Here is a 15,579-nt window from a genome sequence, read left to right on the forward strand (position 1 = left end):
CCCGGTGACTGACGTATGCACATTTAATACTATTAGGCTTCCAATGTAAACAACTGATGGGCGAGCGACTGCAGCCTGACGTCGATGTCCTGCTTCTGTTCCGGTGCGGCGTTGCGCTGGTCGAGCAGCTCGTCGATCTGACCGAGCACCGCCGTAATCTCTTGCTCCACGCGGCGCTGGTGGAACAGCTTCTCCAGCTGGCCGAGCGTGTCCTTGTGCTCGAAGACGATCTTCTGGTGCTCCGTCGTGATCTCTGTGATCAGCATGACAGCACCGCGCTTATATACGTAATTCATCGTAAATGTGGCGTAAATCCGGTTAACTATCGCATCTCCCTTGAACTCGGCAATGGCTTTGCGCATCAAGTTCGCCAGCTTCGGATTGCTTAAGCGGCACGATCCTTCACATACATAATAACCGCTTCTCTTCTCGAAGGAGAGGTTTACTTCATCGCCTGCTTCGTCTTGGAACGCGACCTCCTGACTCCCGTTCTCGGTGACCTTCACCCGGGGGTTGACTTGGTTCATGTACAGCATTTCGAGAAAACTTAACATTTCGGCTTCTGTGAGATGCAGGCAGGTTTTGACATATTCCGTCGCTAACCGCTGAGCCATAAAAATCCCTCGATTCTTTGTTTTGAAACCCTTACGTTTATTTATTATACTATATCGCTCGGGAATATTCCTGCTAACTTTTCGCTGAAAACAAGCAAAATTCAGAAAAATCGGCAGTCTCCTCGCGGAAGCGCTAAAGAAACATGAAATCTTAATGCATATGCTTACATATTCACGGTTTTCTATACAAATTTGATGCTGCAAAAAGAAAAAAGCTCCTCTAGTCTTCACTAGATGAGCTTTCCACTTGTTCCGAATCCGGCTCGTTCTCTGTCAGATCCGCCGCTTGCTCGATGATCGCCCACAGCTCGTCCTTGCCAATGCCTAGCTCAGCGGAGAACAGCACAGTCTTGTCCATGCTGCGCAGCTGGAGGTCCTCCTTGATGATCTTCACGTGCTTCTGCCATTTGCCTTTGGGCACTTTGTCCGCTTTGGTCGTCACCACGATAACGGGCATGTCGTAGTGCGACAGCCATTCGTACATCGCCCGGTCGTCCGCAGAAGGCGGATGCCGGAGGTCGATGATCTGGATGATCAGCTTGAGCCGATCCCGCTCCATCAAGTAGCTCTCGATGAACCGACCCCATTCCGCGCGCTTCGTCTTGGACACTTTGGCATACCCATACCCCGGCAGATCGACGAAATAAAGCTTCGACTCAATGCGGTAAAAATTAAGCGTCTGCGTTTTGCCCGGCTGCGAGCTTGTCCGCGCCAAGTTTTTGCGGTTGATCATCCGGTTGATGAGCGACGACTTGCCCACATTGGAACGGCCGACCAGAGCGATCTCCGGCAAGCCGTCCTCGGGGTATTGGCTCGGGCCAACTGCGCTGATGACAAACTCCGCTTGATTGACTTTCATGTCCGGCTTCCTCTCCCTTCCCCGCTACAGCATCGGCACCTGGGTAACTAAAGCATGCTCCAGCACCTGGTCCATATGGGATACGGGGACGAACGTCAGCTCCTCGCGCACGCTCGCCGGAATTTCCTGCAAATCCTTCTCGTTGTCCTTCGGGAACAAAATCTTGCGAATGCCGGCCCGATGAGCGGCGAGCGTCTTTTCCTTCAATCCGCCGATCGGCAGTACTCGACCGCGCAGCGTAATTTCGCCGGTCATCGCGACCGTCTTCGTGACCGGAATCTCCGTCAGCGCCGAGATCAGAGCCGTAGCCATCGTAATGCCGGCGGACGGGCCGTCCTTCGGAATCGCGCCTTCCGGAATATGAATGTGAATGTCGTTCTTCTCATGGAAATCGGCCGGAATGCTCAACTGAGATGCCCGAGAGCGCGTATAGCTGAAAGCCGCCTGAGCGGATTCCTTCATGACGTCGCCGAGCTTGCCGGTCAGCGTCAGCTTGCCGGTCCCCGGCATAACGGTCACCTCGATAACCAGCGTGTCGCCGCCTACTTCGGTCCAAGCGAGGCCGGTTACCGAGCCGATCTGATCCTGCTCCTCCGCCAGGTGCACGCGGAATTTAGCAGGACCCAGCAGGTCAGCCAGCTTCCCGTTCGTAATGTGAATCGAAGTCTGCTTGCCCGAGACGATCTCCCGAGCGGATTTGCGGCAGAGGGCGGCGATTTGCTGCTCCAGGTTGCGGACACCCGCTTCGCGCGTGTACTCGCGCACGACCTTCATGAGCGTCTCTTCGTCCACCTGCAGCTGCTCTTCCGTCAGCCCATGCTCCTTGATCTGTTTAGGCAGCAAATACTTCTTGGCAATCTGCAGCTTCTCGAGCTCGGTATAGCCCGGAATGTACAGCAGCTCCATCCGGTCGAGCAACGGACGCGGAATGTTATGCGCCGCATTCGCGGTCGTGACGAACATGACATGCGACAGGTCGAACGGCAGCTCGATATAATGATCGCTAAAAGTGCTGTTTTGCTCCGGATCAAGCACCTCGAGGAGCGCCGACGCCGGATCTCCGCGGAAGTCCATCGACATTTTGTCGATCTCGTCGAGCAGCATAACCGGGTTGTTGCTGCCGGCGTTCTTGAGTCCTTGCACGATCCGTCCCGGCATCGCCCCTACATAGGTGCGCCTATGGCCGCGAATTTCGGCTTCGTCCCGCACACCGCCTAGGGAGATGCGGATGAACTTGCGATCCAGCGAGCGGGCGATCGATCTGGCGATCGAAGTTTTCCCGACGCCGGGAGGCCCTACGAGGCACAGAATCGGCCCTTTCATCTTCTGGACAAGCTTCTGAACGGCCAAATATTCCAACACCCGTTCCTTGGGCTTCTCGAGGCCATAGTGGTCTTCTTCGAGAATCTCCTCGGCCTTGGCGATGTCCAAGTCGTCTTCTGTTCGCTTCGACCAAGGCAGCGCCAGCAGCCAGTCGAGATAATTGCGGATGACGGCGCCTTCGGCGGAAGTGGCCGGCATCTTCTCGAGCCGGTCGATTTCCTTCTCGACCTTCTCGCGGACTTTCTCCGGCAGCCCCGCCTCGTCCATCTGGGCGCGCAGCTCCTCGGCTTCGCCCGCGCGGCCTTCTTTCTCGCCTAGCTCCTTCTGGATCGCCTTCATCTGCTCGCGCAGGTAATATTCCTTCTGGGTCTTCTCCATCTGCTTCTTGACCCGCTGGTTGATCTTGCGCTCCAGCTCCAGCACTTCCCGCTCATTGTTCAGGAAAGCCAGCAGCTTCTCCAGACGATCGCGCACGTCGACCGTCTCCAGGATGTCTTGTTTGTCTTTTATTTTCAAGGACAGATGGCTCGTAATTACGTCCGCCAGCCTGCCGGGCACGTCAATGTCCGAAACGGCGGCAAGCGTCTCCGGCGTCACCTTCTTGGACAAGTTGATGTAGTGCTCGAACTGGCTCAGCACGGTCCGCATCAGCGCATCCGTCTCCGAATCGCTCGTTTCCTGTTCGGGCAGCTCCTTCGCCATGACCAAGTAATACTCGGGATTCGTCAGAAACTCCACGATCTCCGCCCGCATCATGCCTTCGACCAGCACTCGGATCGTCCCGTTCGGGAGCTTCAGCATCTGCCTGACCTTCGCGATCGTGCCGACTCGATAGATGTCGTCCTTGGCCGGATCCTCAATGTTGATCTCGGATTGGGAGCACAGCAAAATCATGCTGTCGTCTACCATCGCCTGGTCGAGCGCCTTGACGGACTTCTCGCGTCCTACGTCAAGATGCAGCACCATGCTCGGATAAACCAGCAATCCCCGCAGAGGCAGCAGAGGCAGCTTGCGCACCTTTGGCTTATTCGGTCCCATGCCCAGCACCTCCTATGACTGTATCACTCATTCGTTCGATACGCCGGAATCGGCGCACGCCCGGCGGCCAACTCCGCGCCGCGCGCGGGATAGCCGTTTGTTGGATGTAGTCACCATTTTATCAAACTTGCAGACAAAACACCAATTCGCACAAGGACCCCGCCTTGTTTCACCGCTTAGGCCCCGTGCGAATTGCCAAATCAATCAAGCTTCGCCGGACAGCTCCGGCCGTGCCTGGAACAGCGGGGTCGTCCCCGGCGAAGCGATCAGCACATCCGATGTTGCCGGAACGGAGGCGATCCCCGTAGTTTCGCGCAGCTGCATGGCATGCTCAAGCACTTCTTGAATCGTCTCGACGGCGATGACCTCCACCCCGTTCAAGCCCGTGAATATATCCTGCCAGTTTTCCTTCGGAATAATAACCCGCGTCGCTCCAGCTTGAAAAGCCGCCTCCACCTTGGCCACAACACCGCCGATCGGCTTCACTCGGCCATGGATGCTCAGCTCGCCGGTCATCGCCAGCTTGTTGTCTACAGGGATGCCGCGGATCGCCGAAGCGATCGCCGTCGCCATCGACACCCCCGCCGAAGGGCCGTCGATCGGAATGCCGCCCGGGAAGTTGATATGCAGGTCGAAATCGTATGTATGCAACCCGGCTCTACGCAGCACCGTCAATACATTCTCGATCGACCCGCGCGCCATCGACTTCCGCCTTAGCGTCTTGGAGCCGCCGCCCATCTCTTCTTCGTCGACCACGCCGGTGATCGTATACTTGCCTGCTCCGAGCTGATCGGCGGGAGTGGCGGTCACTTCAATCTCGAGCAGCATCCCTTGATTCGGGCCGTAGACGGCAAGGCCGTTCACGAGGCCGATCTGCGGCTCCATCGGAATTTTCTTCTCCGGCCGCGGCGTCAGTTGGCTGCTGTTCGCCACCCATTCCACATCGCTTGCCGTTACTTCCTGACGGCCGTCGGTGATGGCGATCCCCACAGCTAGCTGCACCATATTGACCGCTTCCCGGCCGTTCGTTGCGAATTTCTTGACGACATCCACCGCTTGTTTGCTCTCGCGGAAGCCGATTTTGCGAACCGCATTCGTCGCGATCCGCTCGATCTCCTCCGGCAGCAGCGGACGGAAAAAGATTTCCATACACCGCGAGCGAATCGCCGGCGGAATTTCTTGCGGCGACCGCGTCGTAGCCCCTACCATGCGGAAATCGGCCGGCAGCCCGTTCTGGAATATGTCGTGGATGTAGCTCGGAATGTTCATATCCTCCGAGTTGTAATAGGCGCTTTCGAGAAATACTTTGCGGTCCTCGAGCACTTTTAATAATTTATTCATCTGGGTAGGATGCAATTCACCGATTTCGTCGATGAACAGCATGCCGCCGTGCGCCTTCGTCACTGCGCCGATCTTGGGCTGCGGAATGCCGGCTACGCCCATTGCGCCTGCGCCTTGATAAATCGGATCGTGAACGGAGCCGATTAGCGGGTCGGCAATGCCCCGTTCATCGAAGCGTGCCGTCGTGGCGTCCAGCTCGATGAATTTGGCGTCAAACCGGAACGGGGAAGCCTGATTTTTCTTAGCCTCCTCCAAGATGACCCTCGCCGCTGCCGTTTTCCCTACTCCCGGAGGCCCGTAGATGAGCACATGCTGCGGGTTCGGCCCGCACAGAGCCGCCTTGAGCGCGCGTAGCCCCTCTCTCTGCCCCACGATATCCTCGAGCGTCGAAGGACGGGTTTTCTCCGCCAGCGGCTTCGTCAAGGAGATCGAACGGAGCTTGCGCAGCTTGTCCATCTCCTTCTTGGATTCCCGGTCCACCGCCGTTTTGTTCGTCTGTTGATTGCGCAGCAAATTCCAGAAATATAACCCGATCACAATGGCGAAAAACAGTTGAATCACCATCAACACCATACTGATACTCATGTCCAACTCCTCCAGTCCGTTCCTCGGCCGTTTTCCTCAGCCAAAGATGATACTGGTAGTATTCCCCTGCAAAGGGCCGGTTAACCGAGAATGAGAACAAAAAGTTTGCACACGCTATCGAGTAGGCAACCCATCCTTAATACCAACAAAGGCGGTTAAACGCATGAAGCGATCCATTTGTGCGGCGTTCCTTGTCCTATGCTGCTCCTTGCTCTTGTTGAATCCACCTGCCTCTACGGCAGCCGAACGCCCATCGTCAAAAAAAGAAAAGATTAAGCCCGTCCCAGTTGAGCGCGTCCCCTCCTGGGCTACGACGCTAACGCTGCCGAATACCGACGTCGTCATCGATGTAGGCCACGGCGGGATTGACGGCGGGACTTCCTATGGCGACCTTCTGGAAAAAGACGTCAATTTGCAGGTTGGGCTGAAAGTGTTCGATTTGCTCATTCATTCAGGTGTTCGTACCGCTATCAACCGGACGAGCGATTACGCCCCGAGCGACGACAACGATTGGCTGGGCAGCCGCTCCCGCCATCTGCGGGACTTGTCCCAGCGCAAGCTGCTGGCCGAAGCGCTGCGGCCGAAGCTGGTCGTCAGCCTGCACACGAACTGGGCGAAACGGGCTAGCCGTTCCGGCTCCACCGTGCTGTTCCAGATGAATCCGCAAAGCCATGCCGCAGCCCATCTGATCCAGCATCGATTGAACGGCTTATACGGGAAAGGAGAGATCCCATACCTGGGTAAACCCTTCTACTTGCTGAACCATTCGCCATGCCCAGCCGTTATCGTCGAGATGGGCTTCATCAGCAACGCCTCCGACCGCGAATGGCTGACGCAGCCCGCCAAACAGCACAAAATGGCGGAAGCTATCGCCTCCGCCATTCGGGAATATTTGATCGCCTTCTCGAGCCAGCCCTCCAAATATTAGTGGGCGTGTACTTTGCGGCCCGGAATCGTGCCGGTCCGCTCGTACTCGGCTACAATTTGATCGATCTCCTTTTTCAATTCCGTCACCAGCTCCGCCTCCGGCACTTTGCGAATCATCTCGCCGTACCGGAACAGCATGCCTTCCCCGCGGGCGCCGGCGATGCCGATATCCGCTTCCTTCGCTTCTCCGGGACCGTTCACCGCACAGCCCAGCACCGATACTTTGATCGGCACCTTCAGCTTCTCGATGTACGCCTCCACCTCGTTCGCCACCGAGAACAGATCGATGTCCAACCGGCCGCAGGTCGGGCAAGAAATAAGCGTCGCCGCATTCGTGATCAAGCCGAACGACTTGAGCAGCTCGCGGCACACCTTGATCTCCTCGACCGGATCGGCGCTCAGCGATATCCGAATCGTCGAGCCGATGCCCATCGAGAGCAACGCTCCCAGGCCCGCAGCGCTCTTCACCGTGCCGGAGAACAGCGTGCCGGCTTCCGTGATGCCCAGGTGAAGCGGATAGCGGAACGCACTGGCAGCCTTCGTGTAAGCGGCGATCGCCATCGGCACATCCGACGCCTTCAGCGACACGATAATGTCGCGGAAATCAAGCTCCTCGAGAATGCCGATGTGGAACAAGGCGCTCTCCACCATCGCCTCCGGCGTCGGATACCCGTACTTGTCCAGCAAATGCTTCTCCAGCGACCCGGCGTTCACGCCGATTCGAATCGGGATGCCGCGCTCCTTGCACGCCTTGACGACCGCTTCGACTTTCTCGCGACGGCCAATGTTGCCCGGGTTGATCCGGACCTTGTCGATGCCGTTCTCGATCGCGGCCAGCGCCAATCTGTGGTCGAAGTGGATGTCGGAGACGAGCGGGATATGGATCTGCTTCTTGATCTCCTTGATCGCCGCAGCGGCTTCCATGTTGTTCACCGTTACCCGAACGAGCTGGCAACCGGCTTCCTCGAGACGCAAAATTTCGGCGACCGTCGCCTTGACGTCGGCCGTCTTCGTTGTGCACATGCTCTGCATAATGACTTCGTTGCTGCCGCCGATCGTCAGATTGCCGACACGGACGGGAACGGTCTCGGTTCTATGGTACATGGTCCTTACTCTCCCATAATTCAAAATACCCCGCCCAGTAGAAGGAGGGCAGCCTTCAAAGCTTGCTCCACTATACCGGACGGGGACTGTCATTACTTACGTATCGCGGTTAGGCGCTTTCTTCCTTCTTCTTCACGGAAATCGATTTGCCGTCCTTCGTCTTGAGCTCAGGCGCAATCTTCTCCAGCACCGATTCCTTCGTGATCGTGCAGTTCGTCACGTCGTCGCGGGACGGCACTTCGAACATCACGTCGAGCATGATGCCCTCGATGATCGCCCGCAGGCCGCGCGCTCCTGTGTTGCGCTTGATCGCTTCCTTGGCGATCGCGTCGAGCGCGTCCGCGGAGAAATCGAGCGCCACGCTGTCCATCTCCAGCATCTTCTGATACTGCTTCACTAGCGCGTTCTTCGGCTCGGTGAGGATCCGGACAAGCGCCGGCTCGTCGAGCGGCTCCAGCGTCGAGATGACCGGCAGACGGCCGACGAACTCGGGAATCAACCCGAATTTGAGCAGGTCTTCCGGCAATACCATCGACAAATATTCGCCCGGCTTCAGGTCGGCTTTGTGGCCGTCGCTGTTGAAGCCGATCACCTTCTTGCCGATACGGCGTTTAATCAACTGCTCGATGCCGTCGAAGGCGCCGCCGCAGACAAACAAAATATTCGTCGTATCGATCTGGATAAATTCCTGGTGCGGGTGTTTGCGGCCGCCTTGCGGAGGAACGCTCGCTACCGTACCTTCGAGAATCTTGAGCAACGCCTGCTGCACGCCTTCGCCGGACACGTCGCGGGTGATGGACGGATTCTCGGATTTGCGGGCTACTTTATCGATCTCATCGATGTAGATGATGCCGCGTTCGGCTTTCTCCACATCGTAATCGGCGGCTTGAATGAGCTTGAGCAGGATATTCTCCACGTCTTCGCCCACATAGCCGGCTTCGGTCAGCGAGGTGGCGTCGGCGATGGCGAACGGTACGTTCAAAATTTTGGCCAGCGTCTGGGCGAGCAAGGTCTTCCCGCTTCCTGTCGGCCCGATCAGCACGATGTTGCTCTTCTGGAGCTCCACGTCATCCAGCTTGTTCTGGGAATTGATCCGCTTGTAGTGGTTGTACACCGCCACGGACAAGGATTTCTTCGCTTGCTCTTGGCCGATGACGTATTGATCGAGAATGACCCGGATGTCCTTTGGCTTCGGCACGTCTTTCAGATCCAGTTCCTCTTCGCTGCCGAGCTCCTCTTCCACGATCTCCGTGCACAGCTCGATGCACTCGTCGCAAATATATACACCTGGCCCTGCTACAAGCTTACGTACTTGATCCTGGGATTTCCCGCAAAAAGAACATTTCAGCTGTCCTTTTTCGTCGTTAAATTTGAACATAGGATCACCTCCTATTGGATGGATTAAAGGGATGTAATGACTTTGTCGATCAGCCCGTATTCCATGGCATCCGACGCACTCATGAAGTTATCGCGATCCGTATCCCGCTCGATCTTCTCGTACGGTTGGCCGGTGCGCTCTACGTAGATGTTGTTCAGCTTCTGCTTCGTCTTGATGATCCAGTCGGCGTGAATCTTGATGTCGGTCGCTTGACCGCGAACGCCGCCGAGCGGCTGGTGAATCATAACCTCGCTGTTCGGAAGCGCGAACCGCTTGCCCTTCGCTCCTGCCGTCAGCAAGAGGGATCCCATGCTGGCTGCCATTCCTACGCAGATTGTGGACACATCCGGCTTGATGAACTGCATCGTATCGTATATGCCCATTCCCGCAGTAACCGAACCCCCTGGGGAGTTGATGTACAGATGGATATCCTTCTCCGAGTCCGTAGCCGCCAGAAACAACAGCTGCGCAATAACCAGATTGGCTACGTCGTCGTCGATCGCACTGCCCAAGAAGATGATGCGGTCTTTGAGGAGACGGGAATAGATATCGTAAGAACGCTCGCCCCGGCTTTCCTGCTCTACGACCATTGGAATCAGACTCATATCCAACCCTCATTTCTATAGAAACTCTTGCTTCATACTAAAATAACACGGTTTTCCTGCGAATGCAAAAATCGCGTCTCCCCCATTGTAGCACGAGGCGATTCAGGCTGTCATTTCGCGGTCAAATCGCTTTATTACCACTGTATGAACGTCCGTTCCGATCCATGCAAATGGCCTTTGTCGCTACAGCGCACACCCGTTTCCGGTACAAAAGGAAGGCACGTTATGGTACACGTGCCTTCCCCATTTGAAGTTGATATTAAGCTACAGATGCTGCCGATTTGCTGTTCGCGACGAGGAAGTCCACGGTTTTCTTCACAGTCAGCTCACCCTTCAGGCTGTCCAGTGTGCCGTTGGCCGCGAAGATGGAGCGGATTTCGTCAACCGAGCGGCTGTATTGGGAAGCCAGGCGCTCCAGCTCTTCATTCAGCTCTTCGTCAGTCGCTTCGATGCTCTCGGCTTTGCCGATCGCTTCCAGCACCAGGTTGTTGCGAACGCGCTTCTCGGCGTCGGACTTCATCTGGGCTTTGAGCGTTTGCTCGTCTTGACCGGAGAACTGGAAGTACATTTCCAGGTTCATGCCTTGCATTTGCAGACGGTTAGCGAAGTCCTTGTACATTTGCTCGACTTCGCTGTCGACCATCGACTGAGGAATCTCCACTTCCGCCGCTTCCGCCGCCTTCTCGACAACCGTCGACTCGAGCTCTTGCTGGTTCGACTTCACTTTGCGGTCTTGCAGACGCTTCGCGATGTCTTCCTTGAACTCGTCGAGCGTGTCGAACTCGCTGACGTCCTTCGCGAACTCGTCGTCCAGAACCGGCAGCTGCTTGCGCTTGATGTCGTGAAGCTTGATCTTGAAGACGGCTTCCTTGCCCTTCAGCTCTTCGGAGTTATAGTTCTCCGGGAACGTGACGGTTACGTCTTTCTCCTCGCCGGCCGCCAAGCCCACGAGCTGCTCCTCGAAGCCCGGGATGAAGCTGCCGGAGCCGAGCTCCAGCGAATACTTCTCGGCTTTGCCGCCTTCGAACGGAACGCCTTCGACGAAGCCTTCGAAATCGATCACAGTCGTGTCGCCATTCTGAGCAGGGCCTTCTTCTACAACGATCAGCTCCGCGTGGCGGGTTTGGAGACGCTCCAGCTCGGCTTGAATTTCTTCAGCCGTCACATCGCCGCTTTGCTCAGGCACTTCGATGCCTTTATACTCGCCCAGCTGCACTTCCGGCTTCACCGTAACGATCGCAGTGAACTGAAGAGCTTGTCCCTTCGCGAATTGCTGCACGTCCACTTCCGGACGGTCAACCGGGAAGAGGTCGGCTTGCTGAACCGCTTCTAGATAAGCTTCAGGAAGCAGAATGTCAATCGCGTCTTGGTACAGGCTCTCCACCCCGAATTTTCTCTCGAAAATGGCGCGCGGCACTTTCCCTTTGCGGAATCCTGGAACGGCGACTTTCGCGGATACTTTCTTGAACGCTTTGTCCAAGGCGTCGGCGACGCGATCCGGTCCGAGTTCCACAGTCAACTTCACTTGATTCTTCTCTATTTTTTCCCAGCTAGCTTTCATTTTATGCTTTCCCCTCCAGAAATGTAACGTGAAATGGTAGATGTGCCGTTTTCTCGAAGCCGGCACCATGTAAACGTGAAAGGCATCTCAAAACATAACCATTATATTATATCACAATTTATTCTCAATACAAGAGTTCCCGACATTTCCCGACGGGTCGGTTCGTCACGCTTCCGCAGGCGCTGTCACGGTCAGGAACAGCTTCATAACTTGGCATGCCTTTTGCCAAGCTTTCACTTGCTTGTCGGCGATGCCGAACATGTCCCGCGTTTCGCGCTCGTCCGATTTGGCGAACATCGTCTCCTGCAGCATGTGGTGCAGCGCCGCCGACCAGATGTCGAGCGAATCCGCGTCCATGTCGAGCATTTCCTTATAGATCGATGTGCCATAAATGAACGCGAGGAAGTCGTTCCACGTCTGCTCCACAAAATAAGCGAGCGCCGGCTGATTGACCTCGTTCGCTTCCTGCACCCGTTCGCGGATCGCGTTCACTTGCGGCGGAAACTCCTCGTACGACAGCGGCGTCTCTTCGACCCGCACATCGATCGTTTGGCCGAGCTTGTGCATCGTCAGCAGGCTCTTCTCGCCCAGCTGCCGCAGCACCTGCAGCGCCTTGAACTGCACGACCGGATGGACGTGGCTCGTCTGCAGCCATTCCGCCAGCTTGGGTCGCGTGCGGGCGTAATCCGCGTGCTGGAGCTGCTCCAACGCCAGCAGCTGCTTGTCCGGCGAGTCGGTCTGGAGCAAGCCCTCGAGCAGCCTCGCGCCATATTGCGTATCCTCGGCGGACTTCAGCCTGACTTTACGCTTCAGAAAGTCGAGCTCCTGCTCGTCTTCGCTGTCAGGGTCTCCCAGGTCGCCGAACAGCAGCTCGCGCGACTCGTCCGGATCGAGGCCGTTCTGACGCCGCGCCCCGATCTCCGACTGGCTCAGCGACTCCGGGAACGTCGTCTCCAGCCACTCGAGCAGCGAGCCCCATTCCTGCTTCACGCTATCGTCGTCGTGCCGGCATTCCAGCAGAAACCGCAGCACCTGCATCGCTTCCTGGTACCGTTCCGTTTCGAGCATACGGGTCAATTCAATTTGATAATAGTCGATCGTCTTCGGGAATAAAATCAGCTTGCTCTCCGCGATGGCGGCCACCACCTAAACGTTGTCGTTTCGTCGAAATCCCTCGAATTTTGGAGGTTAACTGCCATTTATTGTAGCAGATTTGCTCGGCGAAAACCCAGCATATTATTTGCGATTCTTTAGTTGCTTTTCCCATTTTCCTGTGATATTATTATCCATGCTTCTCCGATATTATCGGACATGCGGGTGTAGTTCAATGGCAGAACGCCAGCTTCCCAAGCTTGAGGCGAGGGTTCGATTCCCTTCACCCGCTTATAAAGTTTACTGAGCCTTGCGATGCAAGGCTTTTATTATTTTGTTCCAGAACTCATCACACTTTGACTACCTGATGGGGACGAATTGGGGACGAACTCGGACTAATAAAGCTCACGCTAGACGTAGTTCACAACCATGATGTCCAAAAAAGGCACCTTTCGTAAAGCACCGCTTCCTTCTAAATGCACAAGCTTAGTACGCGAATCAAGAAATGTAATTCGACCCACGACTAACTCATTCTCACCCCAAACCTGCAAGGATACTTCAGCCTCTTCATTCATTGCTTCAATCAGTTGATTCCCCAACTCTTCGAGCTCAAATTCATCGCGTGTCGGACGTTTGGGGATTGGGTTCTTGCCTGTCGATCTTGCCATTGCATATGTCTCCTTCTTTATTCCCAAGCGCTACACGAATAGGCAGAATATTCTCGAGCTGCACTACCCGCGGCGCCCTCCAATTCAACAGGAATGTTTGTTCTTATTTTATAAGCACGAGCGTTCAGTTTCAAGTCCTCTCTAATGTGCCTTGCCTTAATCACTCCTGCACTATATCATTGCTAGAAGAGCAATGAATTGGGGGAATCTAGGATGGATCCGTTAACTATAAAGCCGATTAATACATTTGTCGAAGGACAAGAAATCATTGGTTTCTACCTATTAAAGGAGCTTCATGTCAAACAAACCCGGGCAGCCACTCCGAAGGATTATTTCGATATAGTTCTGGGGGATAAGAGCGGGGAAATCTCAGCGAAGTTTTGGGAAGTTACCATCACGGACAAAGAAACCTTTTTCCCAATGGATGTAGTAAAAGTGGATGGAATCGTCCAGCTTTATCAAGATAAACTTCAATTTCGGATCTCTCGAATGCGCAAGGCACGTCCAGAGGACAATGTGAAGCTGACGGATTTCGTCCGTTCTGCCCCCGTGCAGCCTCACGATCTGCTTAGCACCATTAAGGCAACTGCTGCAAGCATTCAGGATGAGCTCATCCGAATGGTCGTTGAGTACTGCGTTGCCAAGGTTGAAACGAAGCTGCTCCATTCCCCTGCCGCCAAGTCCATGCATCACAACTACTTCGCTGGATTGGCTTATCACATGTGCCGGATGCTTGAGCTCGGTGAGTTCATCTGCCAGCAGCGGCCGTTCTTGAACTCAGACTTAGTTAAGGCAGGGATTATATTACACGACATTGCTAAGCCGGAGGAAATGATTTCGGAGCTTGGGATTGTCTCGGACTACACCGTTTCGGGAAAATTGCTCGGGCATATCTCCATGGCGAATAACTGGATCCTGGAAGCGGCCTATCGGAATGGGATGGAGTTGGGGGATGAGAAAGTGGTCGTGCTGCAGCATCTCGTGCTGTCGCATCACAACACTGGCGAGTGGGGGAGCCCGGTACAACCGCAGTTGCCGGAGGCGGTGGCTCTACATTACATAGATCAACTTGATGCTAAGATGCAGGCAGTTGAGGATGCGCTGGCAACTACGCCCGAGGGTGAGGCTTGGACGCCGAATGTGAGGGTGATTGAGAACAAGCCGGTGTATCGGGTGAAGTGGTGAATAAGAGCAGCGAGGTCATTCCTCCTGCTCTTTTAGTTTTTCTCAGTATCTGGTTTAGCTCAGTACTAGTGGTCCGATCTTCTTCGGTTGCCTTCTGTCGATCGTACGGATGAGGTGCGCCAAACGAATCCTGCTTAACGTCATCCAATTACATAGAAGCTTAACAGCTCCCCTCATGGGATCTTTAAGTTATGCAAAACGCAACAATAATCATCAGCATCGCCGCTCTGGTTGTCAGCGTTGCCGCACTGATCCGAGTGGCACGGAATAGCAAATAACCCGCCTGAAGCCGGCCGGAGGGACACGGTTGAAAGCCACGTCGTGAGACGTTGCTCGCGGAAATCCGCCACGAGTTGGCCCGGCTGGGCTGGCCTTTACATAGAAGATCGGATTCAGATGTTAGAAACTCACCAAAAACATCAGTAATAGAAGTAGCATAAATAATTCGACATAATATGGGAATTAAATAGTTCTCTAGACATTTACATATTTTTATATTCATATGTAATATATGGATGCAGCGTCGCTCTCAAATTGTTATAATTCGCCGGCAGGCTATTATACTATTCTAATCATGTGGAGGAGCTTTCATGAAAAAAAGAAAATTAATAGCATCGATGGCATTAACGGGAATGTTATTCGGTTTAACATGCACTACTATATTTGCAGCTGATAGTGCCCAATCTTCTTCGGTTGTGTCTAGTTCAACTCAAGGGGGACAATACCCTGTGTACAGCACGCAAGTGTATTTGCAACTTGTAAAAGAAGTGGAACAAGGTTTAATCACCACTGACGAACAAGGCTGGGCTAGATTGGCAGAACTAAACAAGATGCCTTTTAGACATGCTTATTGGAATTGCTTGATGACAAGGGATATTGGTCATGATCAAGCTAAACTAGTAGCTGACATTCACGAAGAGTATAATCCGTGTCGTGCAGTTGCAAATGAAATGGATTTACATAATAATCAACAAAGTAGATATGCTTATACCTTCCTTCCTAGCGGTAGCAACACATCAGATTCTGCTCTTGACACTGTAATTAAAGGTAAAGTGAATACTGGAGCTCTGCTACACATAGTAAATGAGCAGTTAGTATGGACAAATGTATAGAAAAATAGGATTAACATCGCTCCTGTTACTTGTATTCTTGATAGATTGTTGGATGGTCGATCTAAAGGGTAACACAATTATTATGAATGCTTCCGGTCGTTCTTACAACATTGAATATCATTTTTTTGGCTCAACCCCAAAATCAGTTCTTGATTATTAGCGCAACATCCGGTGGCGGTTACATTCG

13 protein-coding genes and 1 tRNA gene are annotated in these 15,579 nt (G+C 54.3%); 4 read left to right on the forward strand and 10 right to left on the reverse strand.

Annotated elements, in window-relative coordinates:
• Positions 1-32: 32 nt before the first annotated feature.
• The 4 genes from PKO02S_RS21955 to lonB all read right to left on the reverse strand — a co-directional run bounded on the left by PKO02S_RS21955 (position 33) and on the right by lonB (position 5,760).
• Complete coding sequence (locus PKO02S_RS21955; RefSeq protein WP_127586194.1) at positions 33-614, reverse strand: non-ribosomal peptide synthetase module; 582 nt, start codon at positions 612-614, stop codon at positions 33-35.
• Between the two features lie 220 nt (positions 615-834).
• Complete coding sequence (gene yihA, locus PKO02S_RS21960; protein WP_127586196.1) at positions 835-1,473, reverse strand: ribosome biogenesis GTP-binding protein YihA/YsxC; 639 nt, start codon at positions 1,471-1,473, stop codon at positions 835-837.
• A gap of 24 nt (positions 1,474-1,497) precedes the next feature.
• The gene (gene lon / locus PKO02S_RS21965; RefSeq protein WP_127586198.1) at positions 1,498-3,834 is read right to left on the reverse strand and encodes an endopeptidase La; all 2,337 of its coding nucleotides are present in this window, start codon (positions 3,832-3,834) and stop codon (positions 1,498-1,500) included.
• A 204-nt stretch (positions 3,835-4,038) separates the two neighbouring features.
• The gene (lonB, locus tag PKO02S_RS21970) at positions 4,039-5,760 is read right to left on the reverse strand and encodes an ATP-dependent protease LonB (RefSeq protein ID WP_127586200.1); all 1,722 of its coding nucleotides are present in this window, start codon (positions 5,758-5,760) and stop codon (positions 4,039-4,041) included.
• 163 nt (positions 5,761-5,923) lie between these two features.
• Between lonB and PKO02S_RS21975 the strand changes: the two genes are divergently transcribed.
• Positions 5,924-6,688: an N-acetylmuramoyl-L-alanine amidase family protein gene (locus PKO02S_RS21975; RefSeq protein ID WP_127586202.1), complete on the forward strand. Its 765-nt coding sequence runs from the start codon at positions 5,924-5,926 to the stop codon at positions 6,686-6,688.
• Here the strand turns inward: PKO02S_RS21975 and ispG are convergent.
• The 5 genes from ispG to PKO02S_RS22000 all read right to left on the reverse strand — a co-directional run bounded on the left by ispG (position 6,685) and on the right by PKO02S_RS22000 (position 12,481).
• Complete coding sequence (gene ispG / locus PKO02S_RS21980; RefSeq protein ID WP_127586204.1) at positions 6,685-7,791, reverse strand: flavodoxin-dependent (E)-4-hydroxy-3-methylbut-2-enyl-diphosphate synthase; 1,107 nt, start codon at positions 7,789-7,791, stop codon at positions 6,685-6,687. The two genes, PKO02S_RS21975 and ispG, sit on opposite strands and share 4 nt — an antisense overlap.
• Positions 7,792-7,900: 109 nt before the next feature.
• A complete protein-coding gene (gene clpX, locus PKO02S_RS21985) occupies positions 7,901-9,169 on the reverse strand; it encodes an ATP-dependent protease ATP-binding subunit ClpX (RefSeq protein ID WP_127586206.1) in 1,269 nt (422 codons plus the stop codon).
• 23 nt (positions 9,170-9,192) lie between these two features.
• Positions 9,193-9,774, reverse strand: coding sequence for an ATP-dependent Clp endopeptidase proteolytic subunit ClpP (clpP, locus tag PKO02S_RS21990; protein WP_127586208.1), 582 nt, complete (start codon positions 9,772-9,774; stop codon positions 9,193-9,195).
• 259 nt (positions 9,775-10,033) lie between these two features.
• Positions 10,034-11,335, reverse strand: a complete 1,302-nt coding sequence (gene tig / locus PKO02S_RS21995) for a trigger factor (RefSeq protein ID WP_127586210.1) — start codon at positions 11,333-11,335, stop codon at positions 10,034-10,036.
• Between the two features lie 165 nt (positions 11,336-11,500).
• Complete coding sequence (locus PKO02S_RS22000) at positions 11,501-12,481, reverse strand: HEAT repeat domain-containing protein (protein WP_127586212.1); 981 nt, start codon at positions 12,479-12,481, stop codon at positions 11,501-11,503.
• Between the two features lie 167 nt (positions 12,482-12,648).
• On the opposite strand from PKO02S_RS22000, the gene PKO02S_RS22005 reads away from it, so the two are divergent.
• A tRNA-Gly gene (locus PKO02S_RS22005) sits at positions 12,649-12,719 on the forward strand.
• Positions 12,720-12,837: 118 nt separating this feature from the next.
• Here the strand turns inward: PKO02S_RS22005 and PKO02S_RS22010 are convergent.
• Positions 12,838-13,095: a YolD-like family protein gene (locus tag PKO02S_RS22010; RefSeq protein WP_127586214.1), complete on the reverse strand. Its 258-nt coding sequence runs from the start codon at positions 13,093-13,095 to the stop codon at positions 12,838-12,840.
• Positions 13,096-13,308: 213 nt separating this feature from the next.
• Between PKO02S_RS22010 and PKO02S_RS22015 the strand changes: the two genes are divergently transcribed.
• Together PKO02S_RS22015 and PKO02S_RS22020 are read left to right on the forward strand one after the other, a co-directional pair.
• Positions 13,309-14,280, forward strand: coding sequence for a 3'-5' exoribonuclease YhaM family protein (locus PKO02S_RS22015; RefSeq protein ID WP_127586216.1), 972 nt, complete (start codon positions 13,309-13,311; stop codon positions 14,278-14,280).
• 590 nt (positions 14,281-14,870) lie between these two features.
• On the forward strand, positions 14,871-15,392 hold the full coding sequence (locus tag PKO02S_RS22020; protein WP_127586218.1) for a DUF6973 domain-containing protein: 522 nt from the start codon (positions 14,871-14,873) through the stop codon (positions 15,390-15,392).
• Positions 15,393-15,579: the final 187 nt, after the last annotated feature.

The organism is Paenibacillus koleovorans NBRC 103111 (assembly GCF_004000845.1).
Classification (GTDB): Bacteria; Bacillota; Bacilli; order Paenibacillales; family NBRC-103111; genus Paenibacillus_AA; species Paenibacillus_AA koleovorans.